At 67.8% G+C, this 17,365-nt stretch carries 15 protein-coding genes and 1 pseudogene; 5 read left to right on the plus strand and 11 right to left on the minus strand.

Going from position 1 to position 17,365, the window contains the following annotated elements; translation table 11 throughout:
* Positions 1-33: 33 nt before the first annotated feature.
* From proB to ACLD7X_RS00250, 6 genes are all read right to left on the minus strand, one after another.
* The gene (gene proB, locus ACLD7X_RS00225; protein ID WP_411421427.1) at positions 34-1,149 is read right to left on the minus strand and encodes a glutamate 5-kinase; all 1,116 of its coding nucleotides are present in this window, start codon (positions 1,147-1,149) and stop codon (positions 34-36) included.
* Between the two features lie 16 nt (positions 1,150-1,165).
* A complete protein-coding gene (locus ACLD7X_RS00230) occupies positions 1,166-1,681 on the minus strand; it encodes a YqeG family HAD IIIA-type phosphatase (RefSeq protein WP_411421428.1) in 516 nt (171 codons plus the stop codon).
* Complete coding sequence (locus ACLD7X_RS00235; protein WP_411421429.1) at positions 1,678-2,217, minus strand: DUF3727 domain-containing protein; 540 nt, start codon at positions 2,215-2,217, stop codon at positions 1,678-1,680. The genes ACLD7X_RS00230 and ACLD7X_RS00235 overlap by 4 nt, the downstream gene beginning before the upstream one ends.
* Positions 2,218-2,257: 40 nt before the next feature.
* Positions 2,258-2,752, minus strand: coding sequence for a Holliday junction resolvase RuvX (gene ruvX / locus ACLD7X_RS00240; protein ID WP_411421430.1), 495 nt, complete (start codon positions 2,750-2,752; stop codon positions 2,258-2,260).
* A gap of 22 nt (positions 2,753-2,774) precedes the next feature.
* Entirely contained in the window at positions 2,775-3,884 is a 1,110-nt protein-coding gene (locus tag ACLD7X_RS00245) for a hypothetical protein (protein ID WP_412007000.1), read from the minus strand.
* A gap of 125 nt (positions 3,885-4,009) precedes the next feature.
* Positions 4,010-5,194, minus strand: coding sequence for a hypothetical protein (locus ACLD7X_RS00250; protein ID WP_412007001.1), 1,185 nt, complete (start codon positions 5,192-5,194; stop codon positions 4,010-4,012).
* Positions 5,195-5,273: 79 nt separating this feature from the next.
* Here ACLD7X_RS00250 and ACLD7X_RS00255 point away from each other — a divergent pair, with 79 nt between their 5' ends.
* The 4 genes from ACLD7X_RS00255 (at position 5,274) to ACLD7X_RS00270 (ending at position 10,551) form a co-directional block, all read left to right on the plus strand.
* Positions 5,274-6,674 carry a PhoH family protein gene (locus ACLD7X_RS00255; protein ID WP_411421433.1) on the plus strand — a complete coding sequence of 467 codons (1,401 nt, stop codon included), beginning with the start codon at positions 5,274-5,276 and terminating at the stop codon, positions 6,672-6,674.
* A gap of 549 nt (positions 6,675-7,223) precedes the next feature.
* Positions 7,224-7,769 carry a hypothetical protein gene (locus ACLD7X_RS00260; RefSeq protein ID WP_411421434.1) on the plus strand — a complete coding sequence of 182 codons (546 nt, stop codon included), beginning with the start codon at positions 7,224-7,226 and terminating at the stop codon, positions 7,767-7,769.
* On the plus strand, positions 7,766-7,960 hold the full coding sequence (locus ACLD7X_RS00265; RefSeq protein ID WP_411421435.1) for a hypothetical protein: 195 nt from the start codon (positions 7,766-7,768) through the stop codon (positions 7,958-7,960). The genes ACLD7X_RS00260 and ACLD7X_RS00265 overlap by 4 nt, the downstream gene beginning before the upstream one ends.
* Positions 7,961-8,274: 314 nt before the next feature.
* Positions 8,275-10,551, plus strand: a complete 2,277-nt coding sequence (locus tag ACLD7X_RS00270; RefSeq protein WP_411421436.1) for an FdhF/YdeP family oxidoreductase — start codon at positions 8,275-8,277, stop codon at positions 10,549-10,551.
* Between the two features lie 151 nt (positions 10,552-10,702).
* On the opposite strand, the gene ACLD7X_RS00275 is transcribed toward ACLD7X_RS00270, so the two are convergent.
* From ACLD7X_RS00275 to ACLD7X_RS00290, 4 genes and pseudogenes are all read right to left on the minus strand, one after another.
* A complete protein-coding gene (locus ACLD7X_RS00275; protein ID WP_425625015.1) occupies positions 10,703-11,191 on the minus strand; it encodes a nitrate reductase associated protein in 489 nt (162 codons plus the stop codon).
* A gap of 427 nt (positions 11,192-11,618) precedes the next feature.
* Positions 11,619-11,993: pseudogene (locus tag ACLD7X_RS00280) on the minus strand (group I truncated hemoglobin).
* 258 nt (positions 11,994-12,251) lie between these two features.
* Positions 12,252-12,752 carry a VOC family protein gene (locus ACLD7X_RS00285; RefSeq protein WP_411421439.1) on the minus strand — a complete coding sequence of 167 codons (501 nt, stop codon included), beginning with the start codon at positions 12,750-12,752 and terminating at the stop codon, positions 12,252-12,254.
* 647 nt (positions 12,753-13,399) lie between these two features.
* A complete protein-coding gene (locus ACLD7X_RS00290) occupies positions 13,400-14,680 on the minus strand; it encodes an MFS transporter (RefSeq protein WP_412007002.1) in 1,281 nt (426 codons plus the stop codon).
* A gap of 142 nt (positions 14,681-14,822) precedes the next feature.
* Between ACLD7X_RS00290 and ACLD7X_RS00295 the strand changes: the two genes are divergently transcribed.
* Positions 14,823-15,830 (plus strand): methyltransferase, encoded by a 1,008-nt coding sequence (locus tag ACLD7X_RS00295; protein ID WP_411421441.1) that lies wholly within the window; start codon positions 14,823-14,825, stop codon positions 15,828-15,830.
* Here the strand turns inward: ACLD7X_RS00295 and ACLD7X_RS00300 are convergent.
* On the minus strand, positions 15,809-17,356 hold the full coding sequence (locus ACLD7X_RS00300) for an amidase (protein WP_411421442.1): 1,548 nt from the start codon (positions 17,354-17,356) through the stop codon (positions 15,809-15,811). The genes ACLD7X_RS00295 and ACLD7X_RS00300 overlap by 22 nt on opposite strands.
* Positions 17,357-17,365: the final 9 nt, after the last annotated feature.

Here is a 17,365-nt window from a genome sequence, read left to right on the forward strand (position 1 = left end):
CTGGCCGGGATCGTAGGGCGGTCGCTGCGGGGCTCAGTGGCCCGCCAGGGAGTCGTCGGAGGCCTCAGGGGTCAGGGTGAGGGCCATCTGGTCGCGGTGCACCACCTCCACTCCGGCCTGACCCATCAACTGCCGCAGCTCCGCGCTGCCGAGGGTGGCCAGGCCGCGGCCGAGTTCCCGGCCGTCACTGGCGAGCAGCCGCACGGCTTCGCGGGGGCCGAAGTCCCCATCCACCGCCTGGACCCCCACCGCCAGCAGCGAGGCCCCATGCCGCACCAGAGCGCGTTCAGCGCCGGGATCGAGCCGCACGCTGCCGCGGGGCAGCAGGGCGTGGGCCAGCCAGCGCTTGCGGTCGGGCAGGGGAGTCGTGGAGGGCTGGAAGACCGTGCCGACCCGCTCCCCGGCGAGCAGGGCATCCAGCACCGCGGGATCACGCCCATCGGCGAGGCGCACCCGGATGCCGCTGGAGGTGGCGATCCGTGCGGCCGCCAGCTTGGTGGTCATGCCACCGGTGCCCCACTGGCCCCCGCCCCTGGCCACGTGGCTGAGGCGCTCCAGCTCCTGCAGATCGCGCACCTCCTCGATCGGTTCGGCGCCCGCGTCGCGTCTCGGATCTCCCGAGTAGAGGCGATCCACGTCGGTGAGCAGGATCAGCTCATCGGCGCCGACGGCGACGGCCACCAGGGCCGAGAGGGTGTCGTTGTCGCCGAAGCGGAGTTCGTCGGTGGCCAGGGTGTCGTTCTCGTTGACGACCGGCACCACGCCCCAGGCCAGCAGCTGCTCCAGGGTGCGGCAGGCGTTCTGATAGCGGCGCCTGGAGGCGAGGTCGCCCCGGGTGACCAGCACCTGGGCCACCTTCAGGCCCCGCACGGCAAAGGCGTCCTGGTACAGCGCCATCAGCCGGCCCTGGCCCACGGCAGCGGCGGCCTGCAGCGCTTCCACCTCGGTGGGGCGCCCGCCCATCTCAAGGGCGGCACAGCCGAGTCCCACGGCTCCGCTGGTCACCAGGGCGATGGCCTCCCCCCGCCGGTGCGCGCGGTTGAGGCTGGCCGCCAGATCCGCGATCACCGCCGTGGTGGGCCGCGCGGCGGTGCCGCGCAAGAGGCTCGTGCCCACCTTCACGACGCGACGCATGGCGAGCCTGGTCATCGGGACAGGAGGTCCATCAGCCCAGGCCCGCCCCCAGCCAGTGGGCCATGCGCAGCTCGAGCTTCTGGAGCCGGTCGCGCTGGCAGGGGCGCCCCTCGGGGTCGATCGGCTTCACCAGCACGGTGAACAGGCCGAGGCGGTTGCCGGCGATCACGTCGGTGAACAGCCGATCGCCGATCAGCGCCACCTGATGGTGGGGCAGATCGAACTGGCTCAGCACCCGCCGCAGGGCGCTGCGCCGGGGCTTGCCGGCCGACGTGGTGAAGGGCAGGTCGAGCGCCTGGGCCACGGCGCCGATCCGCTGCCTCGAGGGGTTGTTGCTGAGCAGGTGGATCGGCAGCTGCTGGCGGGCCGCGTGCAGCCATCGTCCGGCGCTCTGGGGCAGGGTCGAGCCCCCGCCGCGGGGCAGCAGGGTGCGGTCCACATCGAGCACGAGGGCCCGGATGTCCTGATCGAGCAGGTCCTGCAGCGGCAGTTCCGCCAGTGTCCGATCCAGCAACCAGTTCGGACGCAGCAGCTGACGCAGGCTCACGCCAGGCCCTCCCGCTCCTCCAGCTCGGCCTCGATCCGGGGCTGCACCCGATCGAACTCCTCCCCTTCGACCAGCACGGCGGCCTTGCCGTCCATCCGGGCCACGACGAAGAAGGGATCGAGGGGAATGTAGAGCCCGTACTCCTGGTTGTCGGCCAGGAAGCTCACCAGCAATTCATAGGTCTCGGAGTCGTCATCCGCCTCATCCCCCTCCAGTTCGTCGGGATCCGGTTCGTCGAGCTCTCCGCTCACCGTGAGGGTGACGGCCGAGCGCACCAGGGTGAGGTCGTGCTCCTGGAGCACCACATCGGCGACGGAGAGGATCGGTTCGGTCGCATCGACCGTGTCGATCAGCTCCGGCTCGCCGTCGTCCTCGAGCCGGAACAGGCACACGGGGGTGTCGATCGGGGTCAGCAGCACGTAGTCGTGGCCGTCGAGGGGGATCAGCTGCTCGAGGAAACACAGCAGCTGGCGCCCCCGCTGATCACGGACGAGCACGGTCGGCACATCGTTGGGCGTCTCGCCGGAGGCAGTCATGCAAGAACCTGTGGAGCTCGAAAACGGTTGAGCTGTCCCCTCAGGATGGAGCAACGGAGTGCGTCGCGCCGCGATCGATGGTCGCCGGCACTACCGGCAGGCTCGGTTCCGGCCCCTCGAGCAGCCATTGTTCGAGCAGCAGCGCCGCGGCGGCGCTGTCCAGGGCACCGCTGCGGTCGCCATGGAGGCGATGCCGTTCCCCGGCAGCCCAGCTGCTGGCATGTTCGTTCACCCAGGCCAGGGGCAGGCCGGTCGCCTGGGCCAGACGTTCGCCGTAGCGGCGGCAGTGGCGTTCCTGGGCCGTGGGCTGGCCGCGGCTGTCCAGGGGAAGACCCACCACGAGGGCCTCGACCCGCCGTTCGCGGATCAGCTGCTCCAGTGCGGGCAGATCCGCCGGAAACCGCCCGCGCGCCAGGGCCGGCAGGGGACGCACCGTCAGGCCGAGGGGGTCGCAGCCGGCCAGGCCGATCCGCCGCCGGCCGACGTCGAGGGCCAGAACGGACCGGGGCTGGGGCCTGGGGCTGCGGATGGCCATGGCGAGGGCCCGGTGCCCGGGGCTAGCGGGGGACGACGGGCGTGGGCATGGGTCTGCGGCGGGGTTGCCACTGCTCCAGCATCGCCTCGAGCCGGCGGGCCGCCACCTGGGCGGGTGCCTGCAGTTCGTGCCGCCGCCAGACGCTGCGCGCCATCAGCACCCGCTCGCCGCACTCCTCGGCTCCGCTGCGGCGCAGCCACTGCTGACAGGCCTCATGGTTCACATCACAGCGGAGCCACAGGGGGGCGTTGCCGCCGAGGGCCTGCTGGGCGTGGCGGAGCAGCAGGCCTGTCGGAGCGCCGATCAGATGCTGCCAGCCGGGATGGATGGTGAGCTCCATGTCGTGGCCCCCACCGGCATGGTCACTGATCCAGCGCACGGCGGCCACCGCCTGGTTCCGGGCCGGGTCCACCAGCAGCCAGCCGCGGCGATGGCTCTGGTCGAGCAGATCCTCCACGCGCCGATCCAGCAGCTGGCGGAGCTGGGCGGGACAGGCCGCCTGCTCCAGGTGCCAGAGGGCGGGGGCGGTGCGCCGGTTCAGACTGCGCAGCTGCAGTCCGGCGGGTTCGCTGCCGTTGCCGGTCCCGGCAGGCCAGCGCCACAGCCTGTCGGTCCGCAGGGGCTGGAAACCCTGCTCGCGCAGCACCGCCAGCCGATCGCCGTCGAGGCTGGAGGCCGTGGCGATCCAGCTGCTGGCCCCTCGTCCGCGCTGGATCGCCTCGCGCAGCAGGGTGCCGGCCAGGTCGCGGCGGTGGTCCGCGGCCGAGAGGCGGAGGTGCTGCACCTGCCAGCAGCTGCTGCTGCGGTTGAGTCGGCGGGTGACGATCAGTCCCTGGGGCTCCTGGCCCGCGAAGGCCACCAGGACCTGGGGGGCGAGGGAGCGGCCCTGGCGAAGCCACTGCAGCACCTGCTCGGGCAGGTTGAGCAGGACGGCCCGCTGCAGCAGGGGCTGCAGCGGCACGAAGGCCGGATGGCCGAGCAGGGGCAGATGCCAGCCCGCGAGGGGCTCGAGCCGCCAGGAGGGTGGGGTGCTTGGGTCGCAGGGCGAGCCCGGTGGCTGTTCACCCCGCCGGGAGGCCCCTGTCCCCGTCGGGGGGAGGCTCAGGGAAGGGGAGGGGGGCTGCACCGACATCCCGCAAATTGCCTCAGGGTTGGCCTGGAAGGTCGCAGGCGGCTGGCGCAGGGTGGCCCGAGCCTTCTCCGCTGCTTGACCCACTCTATCGGCGCGTCACCACGGCTGCTCGGGCTCTCGCCTGTTCAGGCCGGGCGCACGACCACGAGCGGGGTTCGCTCGTTGGCATTCCCGGCGGGGTTGGGCCGCAGCGCCCGCTGCAGCAGCGCCTCGTCGCAGCCCCGGCTGGCCGCCAGCACCTTGACCCGTCCGAGGTCGTTGACATCCACCACGGCCACAGCGATGCCGAGGGCCTCCGCCATCCGTGCGCAGAAGTCCTCCGGCTGATCCGGGCCGAGCACGATGGTCTGGTCGTAGGGCGGGGTTGTGCCGGTCACGTCGTCGATCAGCCGGGCCTGGTCCCCGGCCAGGCGGTAGAACCAGCCCTTGAAGCCGATCAGCTTCAGGGCGGTCCCGATCAGCCAGGCCCCGAGCACCCGGGCCGGGCCCACCAGGTCGATCAGGGACTGCATGCCACAGGCGGTCGCCAGGGAGCTGGTGGGGTGGAAGACCCGGCAGAGGAGGCGGGCCAGGCCGGAGGGGGTCACCGTTTCGGGATGGTGGTACCGGCCCTGCATCACCGCCAGGGGCGTCTCGCCGATGGTGAGCACATCCCCCGGTTGCACCAGGCCACCGGCGTAGTGGCGCAGCACCGTCTCGGGATCGTCGAGGGTGCCGAGGAGATGGGTGCGCACCGGCAGTACCTGGCAGCGATCGCCGGCCCGCCAGGGCGCGCTCGCCCCCTCCAGCGGAGTCGGCCGCCGCAGGGGGATCAGGATGCCGTCACGGCGCCAGATCCGCCCGAACGGCCCGTAGTTCACCCAGCGCACCTCGAGCCAGAGGGTGTCCAGCAGGGCCTGGAGGTCGGTGCCCGGCTCGGCGCTGGCCTCCAGGCTCAGCCGTGCCCGGGTCGACTTGCGGCTCTTCACGATGTAGGCGGCCCAGTAGCCGTCCGGGCGGGTCTCCTCGTCCGGGTGGAGCGCCTCCACGTGGGTGCGCAGTCGAACGCCGCCGAGATCCCCGCGGCCGAGCAGGGTGGGATGGAGATCGAGTTCCGGGACGAACACCTCCATGCGCCGGTGGGGGTTGCGGATCGTGACGTCCCCGCTCACCCGGATCCAGTCCGGATGGCCCTCCACCGTGAAGGAACCGGCCGAGAGGCGCAGGGGCGAGGCGGGTCGCAGGCGATGGCGCAGTTCCAGCCACACCAGGGTGATCGCGAGCAGCAGTGCGGCCGCCACAACGACCTTCAGGAGAACGACCAGCAGCAAGGACGACGGTGCGCGAACCGCCGGAGCGTAAGTGGCCCCAGCGCCCTAGGGTCCGCCCAGCTGGCTGAGTCGCCGCAGCATGCGCAAGACCTTTGTGCTCGACACCAACGTGCTGCTGCACGATCCGGCAGCCATCACCCGGTTCGAGGACAACCACATCGTGATCCCGATCGAGGTGGTCGAGGAGATCGATCGCTTCAAGCGGGACCCGGCCGAGAAGGGGCGCAACGCCCGCCAGGTCTCCCGGCTGCTGGATGATCTGCGGGCCAAGGGAAACCTGGCCGACGGGGTGCTGAACGGCGACGAAGGCGGCACCCTCAAGGTGGTGTTCTGCCGTGCCGAGACGCTGCGGGAGCTGCCCCCCGAGCTCAAGGCCGGCAACGGCGACAACAACATCCTGGCGGTGGCCCTCGAGCAGCAGCGGCTCGAAGCGGTGATGGGTGGCCAGCCTCCCGTGGTGCTCGTCACCAAGGACACCAATCTGCGCATCAAGGCCGATGCGGTGGGTCTGATCGCCCAGGACTACACCACCGACAAGGTGGCGATCGGTGATCTCTACCCAGGGGTCTGCGAAGTCTGGGCTGACGCCGCCGAGATGGACGCGGTGAAGTCCGCCCCGGGGCTGGCGGTGGAAGGGCTCGACCTGCCCGAGCTGTTGCAGGCCAATGAGGGGGTCATGCTGCGGGATCGGACCCAGCCGGCCCACACCCTGCTGACGCGCTACACGGCAGCCAGCGGAACCCTGCAGCCGCTGCAGCGGGCACCGAAGGCCAAGCTGGGTCGCATCCACCCCCGTAACCGTGAGCAGACCTTCGCCCTCGACCTGCTGCTGGACCCCGAGATCCAGCTGGTCACCCTGGTGGGCAAGGCCGGCACGGGCAAGACCCTGCTCGCCCTGGCGGCGGGTCTGCATCAGGTGGCCGATGAGCGGCTCTACGAGCGGCTGCTGGTGACGCGCCCGGTGATCTCCCTGGGCAAGGAGCTCGGCTTCCTGCCCGGGGACATCGAGGAGAAGATGGGGCCCTGGATGCAGCCCATCATCGACAACCTCGACTTCCTCCTGGGTGGGGGGGACGAACCATCCCGGGGCAGCGGCGGCTCGAGCGGTTCGGCCGGTCGTGCCGGCTCCCACCGCACCCAGCGCAGCAACTGGTCGGATCTCAAGGGCATGGGGCTGCTGGAAGTGGAGGCGATCAGCTACATCCGCGGCCGCTCGATCCCCCGCCAGTACATGGTGGTGGACGAGGCCCAGAACCTCACCCCCCATGAGGTGAAGACGATCGTGACCCGGGTGGGCGAGGGCACCAAGATCGTGCTTACCGGGGACCCTTACCAGATCGATAACCCCTACGTGGATGCCGACAGCAACGGCCTCACCTGGCTGGTGGAGCGCTTCAAGGGCCAGGCGCTGGCCGGCCATGTGACCTTGATGCGTGGAGAGCGCTCGCCCCTGGCCGAGCTGGCCGCCAACCTGCTCTGACCCTGATCAGCGGGCCCGGTGAATCGCAGCGGCTGGGCGCCTGCGCCGGCGGACCTCCCGGCATCTCCGAGCTGGTGATCATCAGGACCACGCTTTCTGGCAAACCTGGCAGGGGCTGACAACCAGACCCCGGCCTTGCGGCATGGGTGGATGACCTCAGCGTGCATCAAAGCGGCGTGATCTTCATCAGAGAAAGCCAGGCAATCGTTCCTGTCCGAACGATCCCACTTCAGGGATTCTTGGTGCCAACTCCATTGAGCATTGGGAGCGAGGCTGATCAGAATCCTCCGTCATGGTCTGCCTCCCCCGCTGAGCACAGCCGAGACAGGCTGCGCAAGGGCGATCGAATGCAGTTTTGAATGCAGTTTTTCTTCAATCGTCAGAAGTGTGTCCAAAGCGACCAAAAGAGCAGGCTGTGTGACTGGAAGATCAACCTGTGAGAACGGGAGCCATGGGTTGCCAGGGACACAGGGCACGGCAGGACGTGGTGTCTCCGCCGCCGCCTGCAGAGTGTGGTGGCCATTCATGTTCGCCGTCTATGCATGAGCGATGAAAGACATAGCCTCGGCTTTGATTGCCAGCCTGATCCCGCTTCTGATCACCACATTCTTTGCCTGGTTGGGCAATCGGAACTACCAGGCTAAGCGCAGCAGTATGATCGAAAGTGCGAGACAGCGCATCGAGTTTGTCAATGTCTATGTAAGTTCTCAATGCCAGGTTGTCAGCAGCCAGGATGAATTGGAGGGCATCAGGAAAGCGGCGGCTCAGGAGCTCCGTGACATCAAGAAAGTGCTGGATTGCAGGCTGCAATCCCTGCAGCAGGCGGCTGAAAAGTCCGAGAACTATCTTTTCAGATTCTTGCTGCTGTATAGAATGCATTCCGGAATGGCGCGGTTCTTCCGCTATTGCTTTTTTGCAACGCTCTTCTTGGCCACATGCATCTCTTATGTTTTTGCAGTGGAATTTTTCAAGCCTTCGGCGATACTCGAAACAGGTTTCGGCTTGAGCGTGATTCTGACGGTGATGGTGAGTGCTCCAGGAGTTCTCCTTGCCTTTGTTTTTCGCTGGCTCGCCAAGAGATTTGACAGGAGATGAGCCTTGATTTGCCGATTCTTCAGGCGCTATCGATCATGATCGCCGCTGGTTTGGCTGGCTTGCGCAGCGATGCCAGTCTGGCATTCGGCTACGGTTTCCCAGTCGCCTATTTTGGAATCTGCTTGCTCACCGGCTTCCTCCTGCTGTTCTCTTTAGGAGGGCGGCTTGTGCACTGCGGACACAGGGAATAACATGGTTCGTGACTTCATTTCGCTCTCCGACTCCAGCTCGCATCATTCCCTCGCAGCGCCCCCGTCCTGGTGTTCATGGAAGGACTGATAGCTGCCAGTAGTTGCCAGTTGTTCTCCTCGCCTTTTCTCCTTCAAGGCTGAGCCATAAACTGTTCATGGCCGCTGGTCGTGATCCAGTTCAGGCGTGCGTCGTTCCGGTAGGCCCTAGGGGCTTACGCATTTCGAGCGAGCTGTCCCCGGAACCGGGCCAACCCCAGGCATCTCTCTGTAGCGCTGGCCCTCCTTAACTGGATGCCATCCCGGCAGCTCCTGCTATGGCGACAGCCGATCCCGATCCGTCGCCGACCGCCGCCCAGCCCGCCGCCCCTGAGGACACCGCTAGCGGTGGCGGCTGGCCCCTGATCGACGGCTGGGCCCGCGCCACCCTCTCCCCCACCGGCCTCCGGCTCTGGCAGACCCTCACCCACAGGAGCGCCTGCCTGTCGTGCGCCTGGGGCACCGGCGGCCAGAACGGCGGCTTCCGCGATGAGCTGGGGGAGCCCCTGCAGCGCTGCCTCAAGAGTGTGGAGGCGATCGGCGCCGAGCTGCAGCCGGCCGTGCCCCGCGAGGTGTTCGCCGGCCGCACGCTCGCCGAGCTGCAGCAGCTCAGTTCCGCCGAATGCGATCGGCTGGGCCGGCTCGATCGGCCCCTGATCCATCGTGCCGGCAGCGATCACTACGAGCCGATCGGCTGGGAGGAGGTGCAGGCCCTCACCGCCGAGGCCTTCCGCCGGCCGCCGCCCGAGCGGGTGGCCTCCTACAGCTCCGGCCGCTCCTCCAACGAGGCCGCCTACCTGCTGCAGCTGCTGCTGCGGGCCCTGGGTTCCAACAACCTGGCCGACTGCTCCGATCTCTGCCACGCCCCCTCCACCCTCGGCCTCACCCGCGTGTTCGGCAGCGGCACCTCGATGGTGAACCTCGAGAGCCTCCAGCACGCCGATGGCGTGGTGCTGGTGGGCTCCAACGCGCCGGCCAACCACCCGCGCCTGATGAACGAGCTGATCCGCCTGCGCGAGCGCGGCGGGACGGTGATCGTGATCAACCCGGTGCTGGAAGGTGGGCTGCTGAAGTTCGGTTCGCCCGCCTTCCCGATCCGCTCCATGCTCGGCGGCGGCAGCGCGATCGCCTCGCTGTTCCTGCAGCCGGTTCCCGGCTCCGACACTGCGGTGTTCCTGGGCCTCCAGAAGGCCCTGCTGGAGCGGGGTGCCATCGCCTGGGAGTTCGTGAAGGCCCACAGCGAGGGCTGGCAGGAGCTGATCGCCCAGATCGAAGCCACCTCCTGGGAGGCGATCACCGCCTGCTGCGGCCTCAGCCGCGAGGAGCTCGAGCACACCGCCGCCCGCCTTGCCGCCTGCCGCGCCTTGGTGTTCGCCTGGGCGATGGGCATCACCCACCACGCCAACGGCACCACCAACGTGCAGGCGATCGCCAACACCGCCGTGCTCAGCGGCAACGTGGCCCGCCCGGGGGCGGGCACGATGCCGATCAGGGGCCACTCCAACGTGCAGGGCTTCGGCTCGATGGGGGTGACGGTGCACCTGCGCGAGCCGATGCGGCTGGCCCTCGAGCAGCTGCTCGGCCGGCCGCTCAGCCGCACCCCCGGCTACGACACCCGCGCCCTGATCGAAGCGGCCGAGGGCGGTGAGGTGGACACGCTGCTCTGCCTGGGCGGCAACCTGTTCGGCGCCAATCCCCACAGCGCCCAGGCCCGCCGTGCCCTCGGCCGCATCGACACGATCGCCTACCTGGCCACCAAGCCCAACACCGGTCACGTCCATGGCCTCGCCGCTCGCCAGACCCTGCTGCTGCCGGTGTTCAACCGCTTCGAAACACCCCACCGCACCACGGTGGAATCGGGCAACAACTGGGTGCGGCTCAACGAACCCGGCACCACCCACCTGCGCAGCGCTCAGCTGATCAGCGAGGTGGAGTTTCTGGCGGAGCTGGCCCACCGCCTGCATGGCAGCGATCCGATCGACTGGCGCCGCCTGCAGGATCCCGTCTATGTGCGCGAACTGATCGCCCGCACCGTGCCCGGCTATGGGGCCATCGCCGGCATCGATGCCAGCCGGCGCGAGTTCGAGGTGGCCGGCCGGGTGTTCCACGAACCGCGCTTCCCCACCCCCAGTGGCCGCGCCCGGCTCGCCGTCACGCCCCTGCCCGATCTCACCCTGCCGGGCCCGGAGCACTTCGGCGGCCTGGCGGCCGGCGAGCGGGGCCTGGTGCTCAGCCTGATCACCGCCCGCAGCTACGGCCAGCACAACACCGTGGTGTACAAGCAGGGCGATCAGGTCCGCGGCATGCTGCACCGCCGCACCCTGCTGATCAATCCCGAGGATCTGACCGCCAGCGGGCTGCGGGCCCACGAGTGTGTCACGGTGCAGGGTGAGGCGGGAGCTCTGGCGGACATCGAGCTGATCCCCGGCTCGATCCGCCGCGGCGCGGCGCTGATGTTCTATCCCGAGGCCAACGTGCTGATGCGGCCGCTCAAGGATCCCGACAGTGGCACGCCCGCCTTCAAGCGGGTGCCGGTGCTGCTGCGGGCGGGGTGATGCTCTGGGGGCAACCCCCGGCTGCTGCTGCCCCTGCCGGCGGCGCAGATCAAGCCGTTGGCGCTGCTGCTCAATCTGGTGGTCGCGGCCCAGGGCCGCTGGCAGTTCTGGCGGCCCGGCCAGCTGCGGCCGGCGTCATCTTTCCTTGCAGTCACCGCTCCAGCAGACCGAACTCGGCCAGGGCCCGCGGCAGGTTGCGGTGTTCGTGGCCGGGATGGCTCAGCTTCATCAGCGCAAAGCGCTGCAGCTCGTTGAGCCCAGCCCAGCTTCCGGGGCGCATGGCCAGGCCCAGCTGGGTGCAGGAGGCGGCCAGGGGTTCCGGCAGCCGCTCGCCCTGCTGCCAGGGTTCGGCTGTGGGGCGCGGCAGCTCTCGGGCCCGGCCTGCGCTCAGAGTTTCCGTGCGGCTGAGCAGGTACCGCCGCAGCGCTTCGATCGCTGTGGGGTCGTCGGACCAGGCCAGCAGCTCGGCCCGTTCGGTGGCGTTGAGCTCGCTCCAGTGCTGCAGCTTGAGCTTCACGCCAGCCAGATCCAGCTTGCGCCGTACGGCCATGGGAATGCAGCGCAGCTCGGCCGTGAAGTCGGCCTCGAAGCCGAAGCAGGTGCTGGCGTGTGAGGGGCTCAGAGGAGCGACTGCAGGGATCTGCCCCCAGTCTGGCGGCGGGTGGCCCCATAGACGGGCCTGAGATCGGGAGTCATCACCACTGGTTTAGGGCAGGCGGACTTGGCGAATCCCAGGCAGCGCAGGGCGGCCAGGCAGAGCAGGGCGGCCCCCCGCGATCCCAGCCCCGATGGCCACCTCTGGCTGAGCATGAGCTTGGCGATGGACGGCTCTGCCCCCTTCGCTGGCGCTGGCGTCCCGTCCTGTTGCGATGGGGACCTCAACCTGTCCAACGCTGCCCCTGAAATCCAGGAAGCGGGCATTCAGTGCAGTCGAGAGGGAATGGTGGACTGTTGACCCCAGGGGGTGTGTTCGACGTGTCGCTTCCAGGCCGGAAAAAGCCCATGAACGGAATGCACTTGCGCTTGAGGGGGGCCCTGAGCGCGGCCTGTCCACAACAGGGGATTGATCAGCGATTGAGAACGTCATTTCGATGCCCCAGACAGCCTACGACTTGAACTACTTCGTCAATCAAGGGCTGGGGAACCTCCAGCTCAACCAATGAAGCAACCAAGTTCTCTGCGATCGCATCAAAATGATGGTCTGTTAAGCCCAGCTCAGAAACCAGCTCCTTATGGGCGTCCCTCATGGGGCGACCATCCCAATGTGGAGCGCCGCCAAATGCGTAGGTCATGAAACTCTTCTGATGACGCTTCTGTTGCTACATATCTAAATGAGCGAAGAAGTGTTGAACTCGCTCATCTGCCAAGACCTTCTCGTAGAACTTCTCTACGGCCAGGTCAACAGAGGCCGCTCCGCCGAGCTTGTCGTAAAGGCTGGTCATGGGATGCTGTCCCGGTCAGATAATGGCTTTAAATGTGACATGATGCGGACCAGAAGAGGTAGACTTCTTTAGTGTCTTAATGATGATGATTTACGTTGAGGAGCTCGAAGCCAGTGAGGCTGGGCAGTTGGCTCTATTGGGTCAAGTCAAGGGTGTTGTCTGGTGCCGCAGATCAGAGTTGCGTAAGAAGTCTCTAGGCCGAAAGGAGTCTGAGGTCCCCATCTTATGCTTCTGCTTGTTAGCCCCCTTCCCCTTGTCTCAGAAGTTGCCCGACTTCAGATTCCGCCGAAGGTCATGTCCTGCTTGGGTGGAGCCAACAATCTCGGTGGCGACGCCGATAACTCGACGTGTGTCAAAGTATCCGACACGTAAGATGGGCAACCGAAAGCTTTGAATCAGGGGATATCCCGAGGACACAAGGTGAGCGGCTGCGGCGTCATAGTCCTCATCGTCTAGCCAGTACGCCACGTGCTGAACGGCGTCTCCATGTCGTTCAAGTGACTCTCGGTAGATGCTGTCTCCCGAGACCGGCTGGATCAGCTCGATCTGGGTATCTCCTGCGTAGGCGATATGAAGGTTGCAAACCCAATTGCCGGGCTTCCCGAGATAGGTGCCTTCGGTATCCTTTGCGGCAAGTTTGTCCATGTGCATGAAGCGGCTGCAACCCATCGTTTCATGGAAGAAATTCTCGGCAGCCTCTAGGTCTCGGACAACCCAGGCGACTTGGCAGAATGCTGGAGCGAGAATTGGCTTGGTCATGCTTGGAAACCAATGATTGGTACAAATGCCAAGTTTGGCTGACGCTCAAGATCAGCGGCTAGCAGTGGCTTCGTGCTGTGATCAGACATGTTTGGGAATTTCCACCGCATTTTGAGGTTGGCCAGCCTTCATGCTAGTGAGGCAGCATCGGCGGACTGGCTCAGGCGAGTACTTGAGCGCATGTCTATTGCTATCTGTCGAGATATTTGCTTGCTACTCGTCCACAAACGCTTGCCTGCCTCCGGGTGGTGCTTTGAAAGATCCCTCGCTATCCAACCAACAGCCGACTTCGCGAATCGCTCATCTCGGCGGATCAGAACAGCCGAGGACTGGGGCACTGGTTCATGCTAATCAGCTTCGGCGATTGCGGCTACGAAGCCGATGACGGAAGCACGAGCCTTCCAGAGTGTTGGTGACGTGCTCCACTGCACCGCAGCCGAGGCGCCCACAAGACCAGTCCCCTCTATTCCATTCAGAAATAGGACCCTGCTCAAGCAACGACCCCTCGAAGGCGAAGTGGGATGAGAGGGCCGGATTGGGCGCCGCGGCCACGGGCTCCACGATCGCGGAGACGGCCTCGTTGGTCTCGTCGCCTTGGCCGCGCAGGTCGATTGCCCTGGGGTCGTGGGTCACCATGGGATCGGGTCTCATGGATTGGCTCCCCCGGGCGGCCGCTGGGGCCGCCAGATCGTCAGGGCCGCCAGCAGCGCCGTGGCGCCGCAGACCAGGGCGAACAGGAATGGCGCCGCCGGACCGGAGGACGTGAGCTCACCGCCGAGAAACGACACGATGGCGGCCGCCAGGGTGAACACCGCGGTGGAGAAGCCCATCACCCAGCCCTGCTCCTCGGCCGAGGCGGAGCGGGAGTAGGCCGCCAGCAGGGTGGGATAGCCGATGCCGTGCAGGGCACCGGCAGGCAGCAGCAGCGCCAGGGCCAGTGGACCCGACGGCACCGCCACGAAGGCGGCGATCACCCCGCAGAGCAGCAGCGCCACCCAGCCCAGCAGGGCGCGTGACGACAGGCGGGCATTGAGCGGCTCCACCAGCAGGCCGCTGGCCAGGGCGAGGCCGGTGCCGAGCAGGAACATGGCCAGGCTGGTGGCCTGGGTGCCGTAGCCGAACCGGGCCGTGAGGCTGGCGGCGGCGAACACATAGAACCCCATGAAGCACAGCATGTAGGGGAAGTACACGGCGGTGACCCGGAGCACGGCGCGCCGCTCCAGGCCGCGGGCCAGCAGCCGCCACACCTCCAGCGGGCTGAGCCGCAGCGGCACCAGGGCCTGGTTGGCGTCGCGGAAGCTGAGGGCGATGAACACCAGCGCCAGGACGCAGAGCCCTCCGCCCACCACGAACGGCAGGGTGGGGGAGGCCCAGGGCCCCAGGAGTGCCGGATCGGAGAACACGCCGCCGATGATCGGGCCGATCACCAGGCCGCCGCTCACGCCCACGTTGGCCAGGCCGAGGTTTCGGGTGCTCTCCGCCTCGCTGCGGGCCAGGTCGATCATCGCCGCCGCCGCGATCGGCTGGGTGCCGGCCGTGAAGCCGGTAATGGCGCGGGACGCCACCAGCAAGCCGTAGCTCCGCAAGGGAATCGCGGCGGCAGCCAGGGCATAGCCGGCGAAGGCGCCAGCCAGGCAGATCAGGATGCCCCGCTTGCGGCCGATGCTGTCGGAGAGGCGGGCCACATAGATCGAGCCGAACAGCCAGGTGAGGAAGAAGGTGCCGATGGCTACGCTGTAGAGGAGCTCCGCCCGGGATCGGGAGGTGGCGTCCGGCAGGAAGCCCGAGCCGGCCTTGAGCAGCAGCGTGTCGAAGATCGGGAAGGCCAGCCCCTGCCCCATCACATCCACGAAGCACACCACCATCAGGGCGAGCAGGGCGAGCCTGAGGGAGCGACTGGACGGGCCGGAGATGGCAGCTCCGCTCATGTCGAGGTGGGGAGGTGGATCGTTCCCATCGTGCTCACGGCCTCGCCACGTGGATACGGTGAGCGGAAGCGCATGACCTGCGGCAGGCCTGGCGTCACATACCCCCCACGTGCCCGTGAGCGAACCTGATCCTTCGGCCATCTTGGCCATCGCCAGCGGCTATGGCGTGTCCAAGGCGTTGCTGTCGGCCGTGGGGCTGGGGCTGCACACGCGGCTGGCGGCCGGACCGATGACCTGCCAGCAGATTACGGCCGCCTTCGGGCTGCAGGTGAGACCAACCCGCGACTTCCTCGATCTGCTGGTGTCGGTGGACATGCTGGCCCGCGAGGGCGACGGCCCGGAGGCGCTGTACGGCAACACGCCGGCCACCGCGCGCTTTCTGGATCGCGGTCAGCCGGAGTACATCGGCGGGCTGGCGGAGATCTGGGAGCTGCGCGACTACCGCTTCTGGGCCGACCTCACCGAAGCCCTGCGCAGCGGCCAGCCGCAGAACGAGGCGAAGCATGCCGGCACGCCGTTCTTCGAGGCGATGTATCGGGAGCGGGAGCGGCTGGAGGCCTTCATGAACGCCATGAACGGCTCCTCGCTCCGCAACTTCCAGGCCCTGGCGAAGGCGTTCCCCTTCGGCTCCTACGCCACGCTCACCGACATCGGCGGAGCCGATGCGCTGCTGTGCCGCGAGGTGGCCGCCGTGCACCCCGGCATCCACTGCGTGAGCTTCGATCTGCCGCCCGTCACGCCGATTGCCGATCGCCGCATCGCCTCGGCCGGCCTGGGGGAGCGGATCCAAGCCGTGTCCGGTGATTTCTTCGCAGATCCCTGGCCGCCGGCGCAGCTGATCACGATGGGGATGATTCTCCACGACTGGAACCTGGAGCGGAAACAGACCCTGATCCGCAAGGCCTACGACGCGTTGCCGGAAGGGGGGGCGCTGATCGCGATCGAGGCCTTCATCGACGACGCCCGCCGCCACAACACCTTTGGGCTGTTCATGTCGCTGATGATGCTGATCGAGTTCGGCGACGCCTTCGATTTCACCGCGGCCCAGTTCTGCCAGTGGTGCTCCGCCGCCGGCTTCAGCCGCTTCGAGACCATCCCGCTGGACGGGCCGTCCAGCGCCGTGGTGGCCTACAAGGATCCCCGCTGCTGAGGCGTTCCAGCCCCCAGCGTGGGGAGGAAGCTGGGCGGCCGCCGGTGCCGGGTGGCCTGCTCGAAGGCATGGGCATAGCCCAGCAGCTTCCCTTCCTGCCAGGCGCCGGCAAAGAACGACAGACCCACCGGCAGGCCTTGCACGTAGCCGGCGGGCACCGTGATGTGGGGATAGCCCGCCACCGCGGGAGGGGTGGAGCAGCCGCCGGGAAGGATGTGGTCGCCGACCAGCGGGTCGATCACGAAGGGAGGCGAGCCCTCGGTGGGGGCGATGATCGCGTCGAGCTGGTGCTCGCGCAGGGCCCTGTCGATGCCGCCTGCGCGGCTCAGCCGCCTCAGCTCCGCCATCACCTGTTGGCAGGCGGGGTCGTGCAGATCGCCCCGGGTCTGAGCCTGCTCCAGGAACTCCTGCTGGAAATAGGGCATCACCGCGGCGGCATGGTCGCGGTTGAAGCGGATCAGCTCCTCCAACGAGCGCACCGGCGCCAGCGGATGGCTCTGCAGGTAGCGGTTGACGCTGTGCTTGAGGCCGTAGCGGAACAGCTCCAGCTCCAGGTCGCCGAAGAAGGGCAGCGCACTGGCGCGAACCGGATCCACGATCACCGCCCCCAGCTGCCTGAGCTGCGCGATCGCCTGCTCGATCACCGCATCGGTGCCCTCATGCTGCCCAAAGCATTCCCGCGCCACGCCCAGGCGGGCCCCCTGCAGGGCGGCCGGATCCAGGAAGACGCGGTAGTCGGCAGCCGCCCGGCGGGCTCCTTCGGCGGTGATCGGATCGCCGGGATCATGGCCGGTGAGCACGTTGAGCAGCGCGGCCACGTCGGCGACGCTGCGCGCCATGGGGCCGGCGGTGTCCTGTGGATCGGCCACCCCGATCACGCCGGTGCGGCTGATCAGGCCCACGGTGGGCTTGAGGCCCACGATGCTGTTGCTGGAGGCTGGCCGCACGATCGAGCCATCCACCTCGGCGCCGATGGCCGCCACGCAGAGACCCGCCGCCACCGCCACCGCCGAACCCGAACTGGAGCCGAGCGGACTGCGGTCCAGCACATAGGGGTTGCGCACCTGGCCACCGCGGCTGCTCCAGCCGCTGCAGGCCCGGGTGGAGCGCATGTAGCCCCACTCGCTCATGTTGGTCTTGCCGAGCAGCACGGCTCCTGCCTGCCGCAGCCGCTCCACCACGAAGGCGTCGCGGCGGGCGATGTTGCCCACCAGCGCCAGGGATCCGGCGGTGGTCATCATCCGGTCGGCGGTGTCGAGGCTGTCCTTCACCAGAACCGGAATCCCATGCAGGGCGCCGCGGGGACCGCTCTGCCGCCGCTCCCGGTCGAGCGCCTCGGCGATTGCCGGGGCGTCGGGGTTGATTTCGATCACCGAGCGCAGCGTGGGGCCGGCCCGATCGAGGCTGGCGATGCGATGCAACGCTGCTTCACAGAGGCTTGTGGCGCTGCATTCCTGCCGCGCCATCGCTTTGTGGAGTTGAGCGATCGAGCCATCTTGCGCATCGTTTCGGATGGCATCGTCCATCTCTGTCTC

This window comes from Aphanothece microscopica RSMan92 (assembly GCF_046613545.2).
Classification (GTDB): domain Bacteria; phylum Cyanobacteriota; class Cyanobacteriia; order PCC-6307; family Cyanobiaceae; genus NIES-981.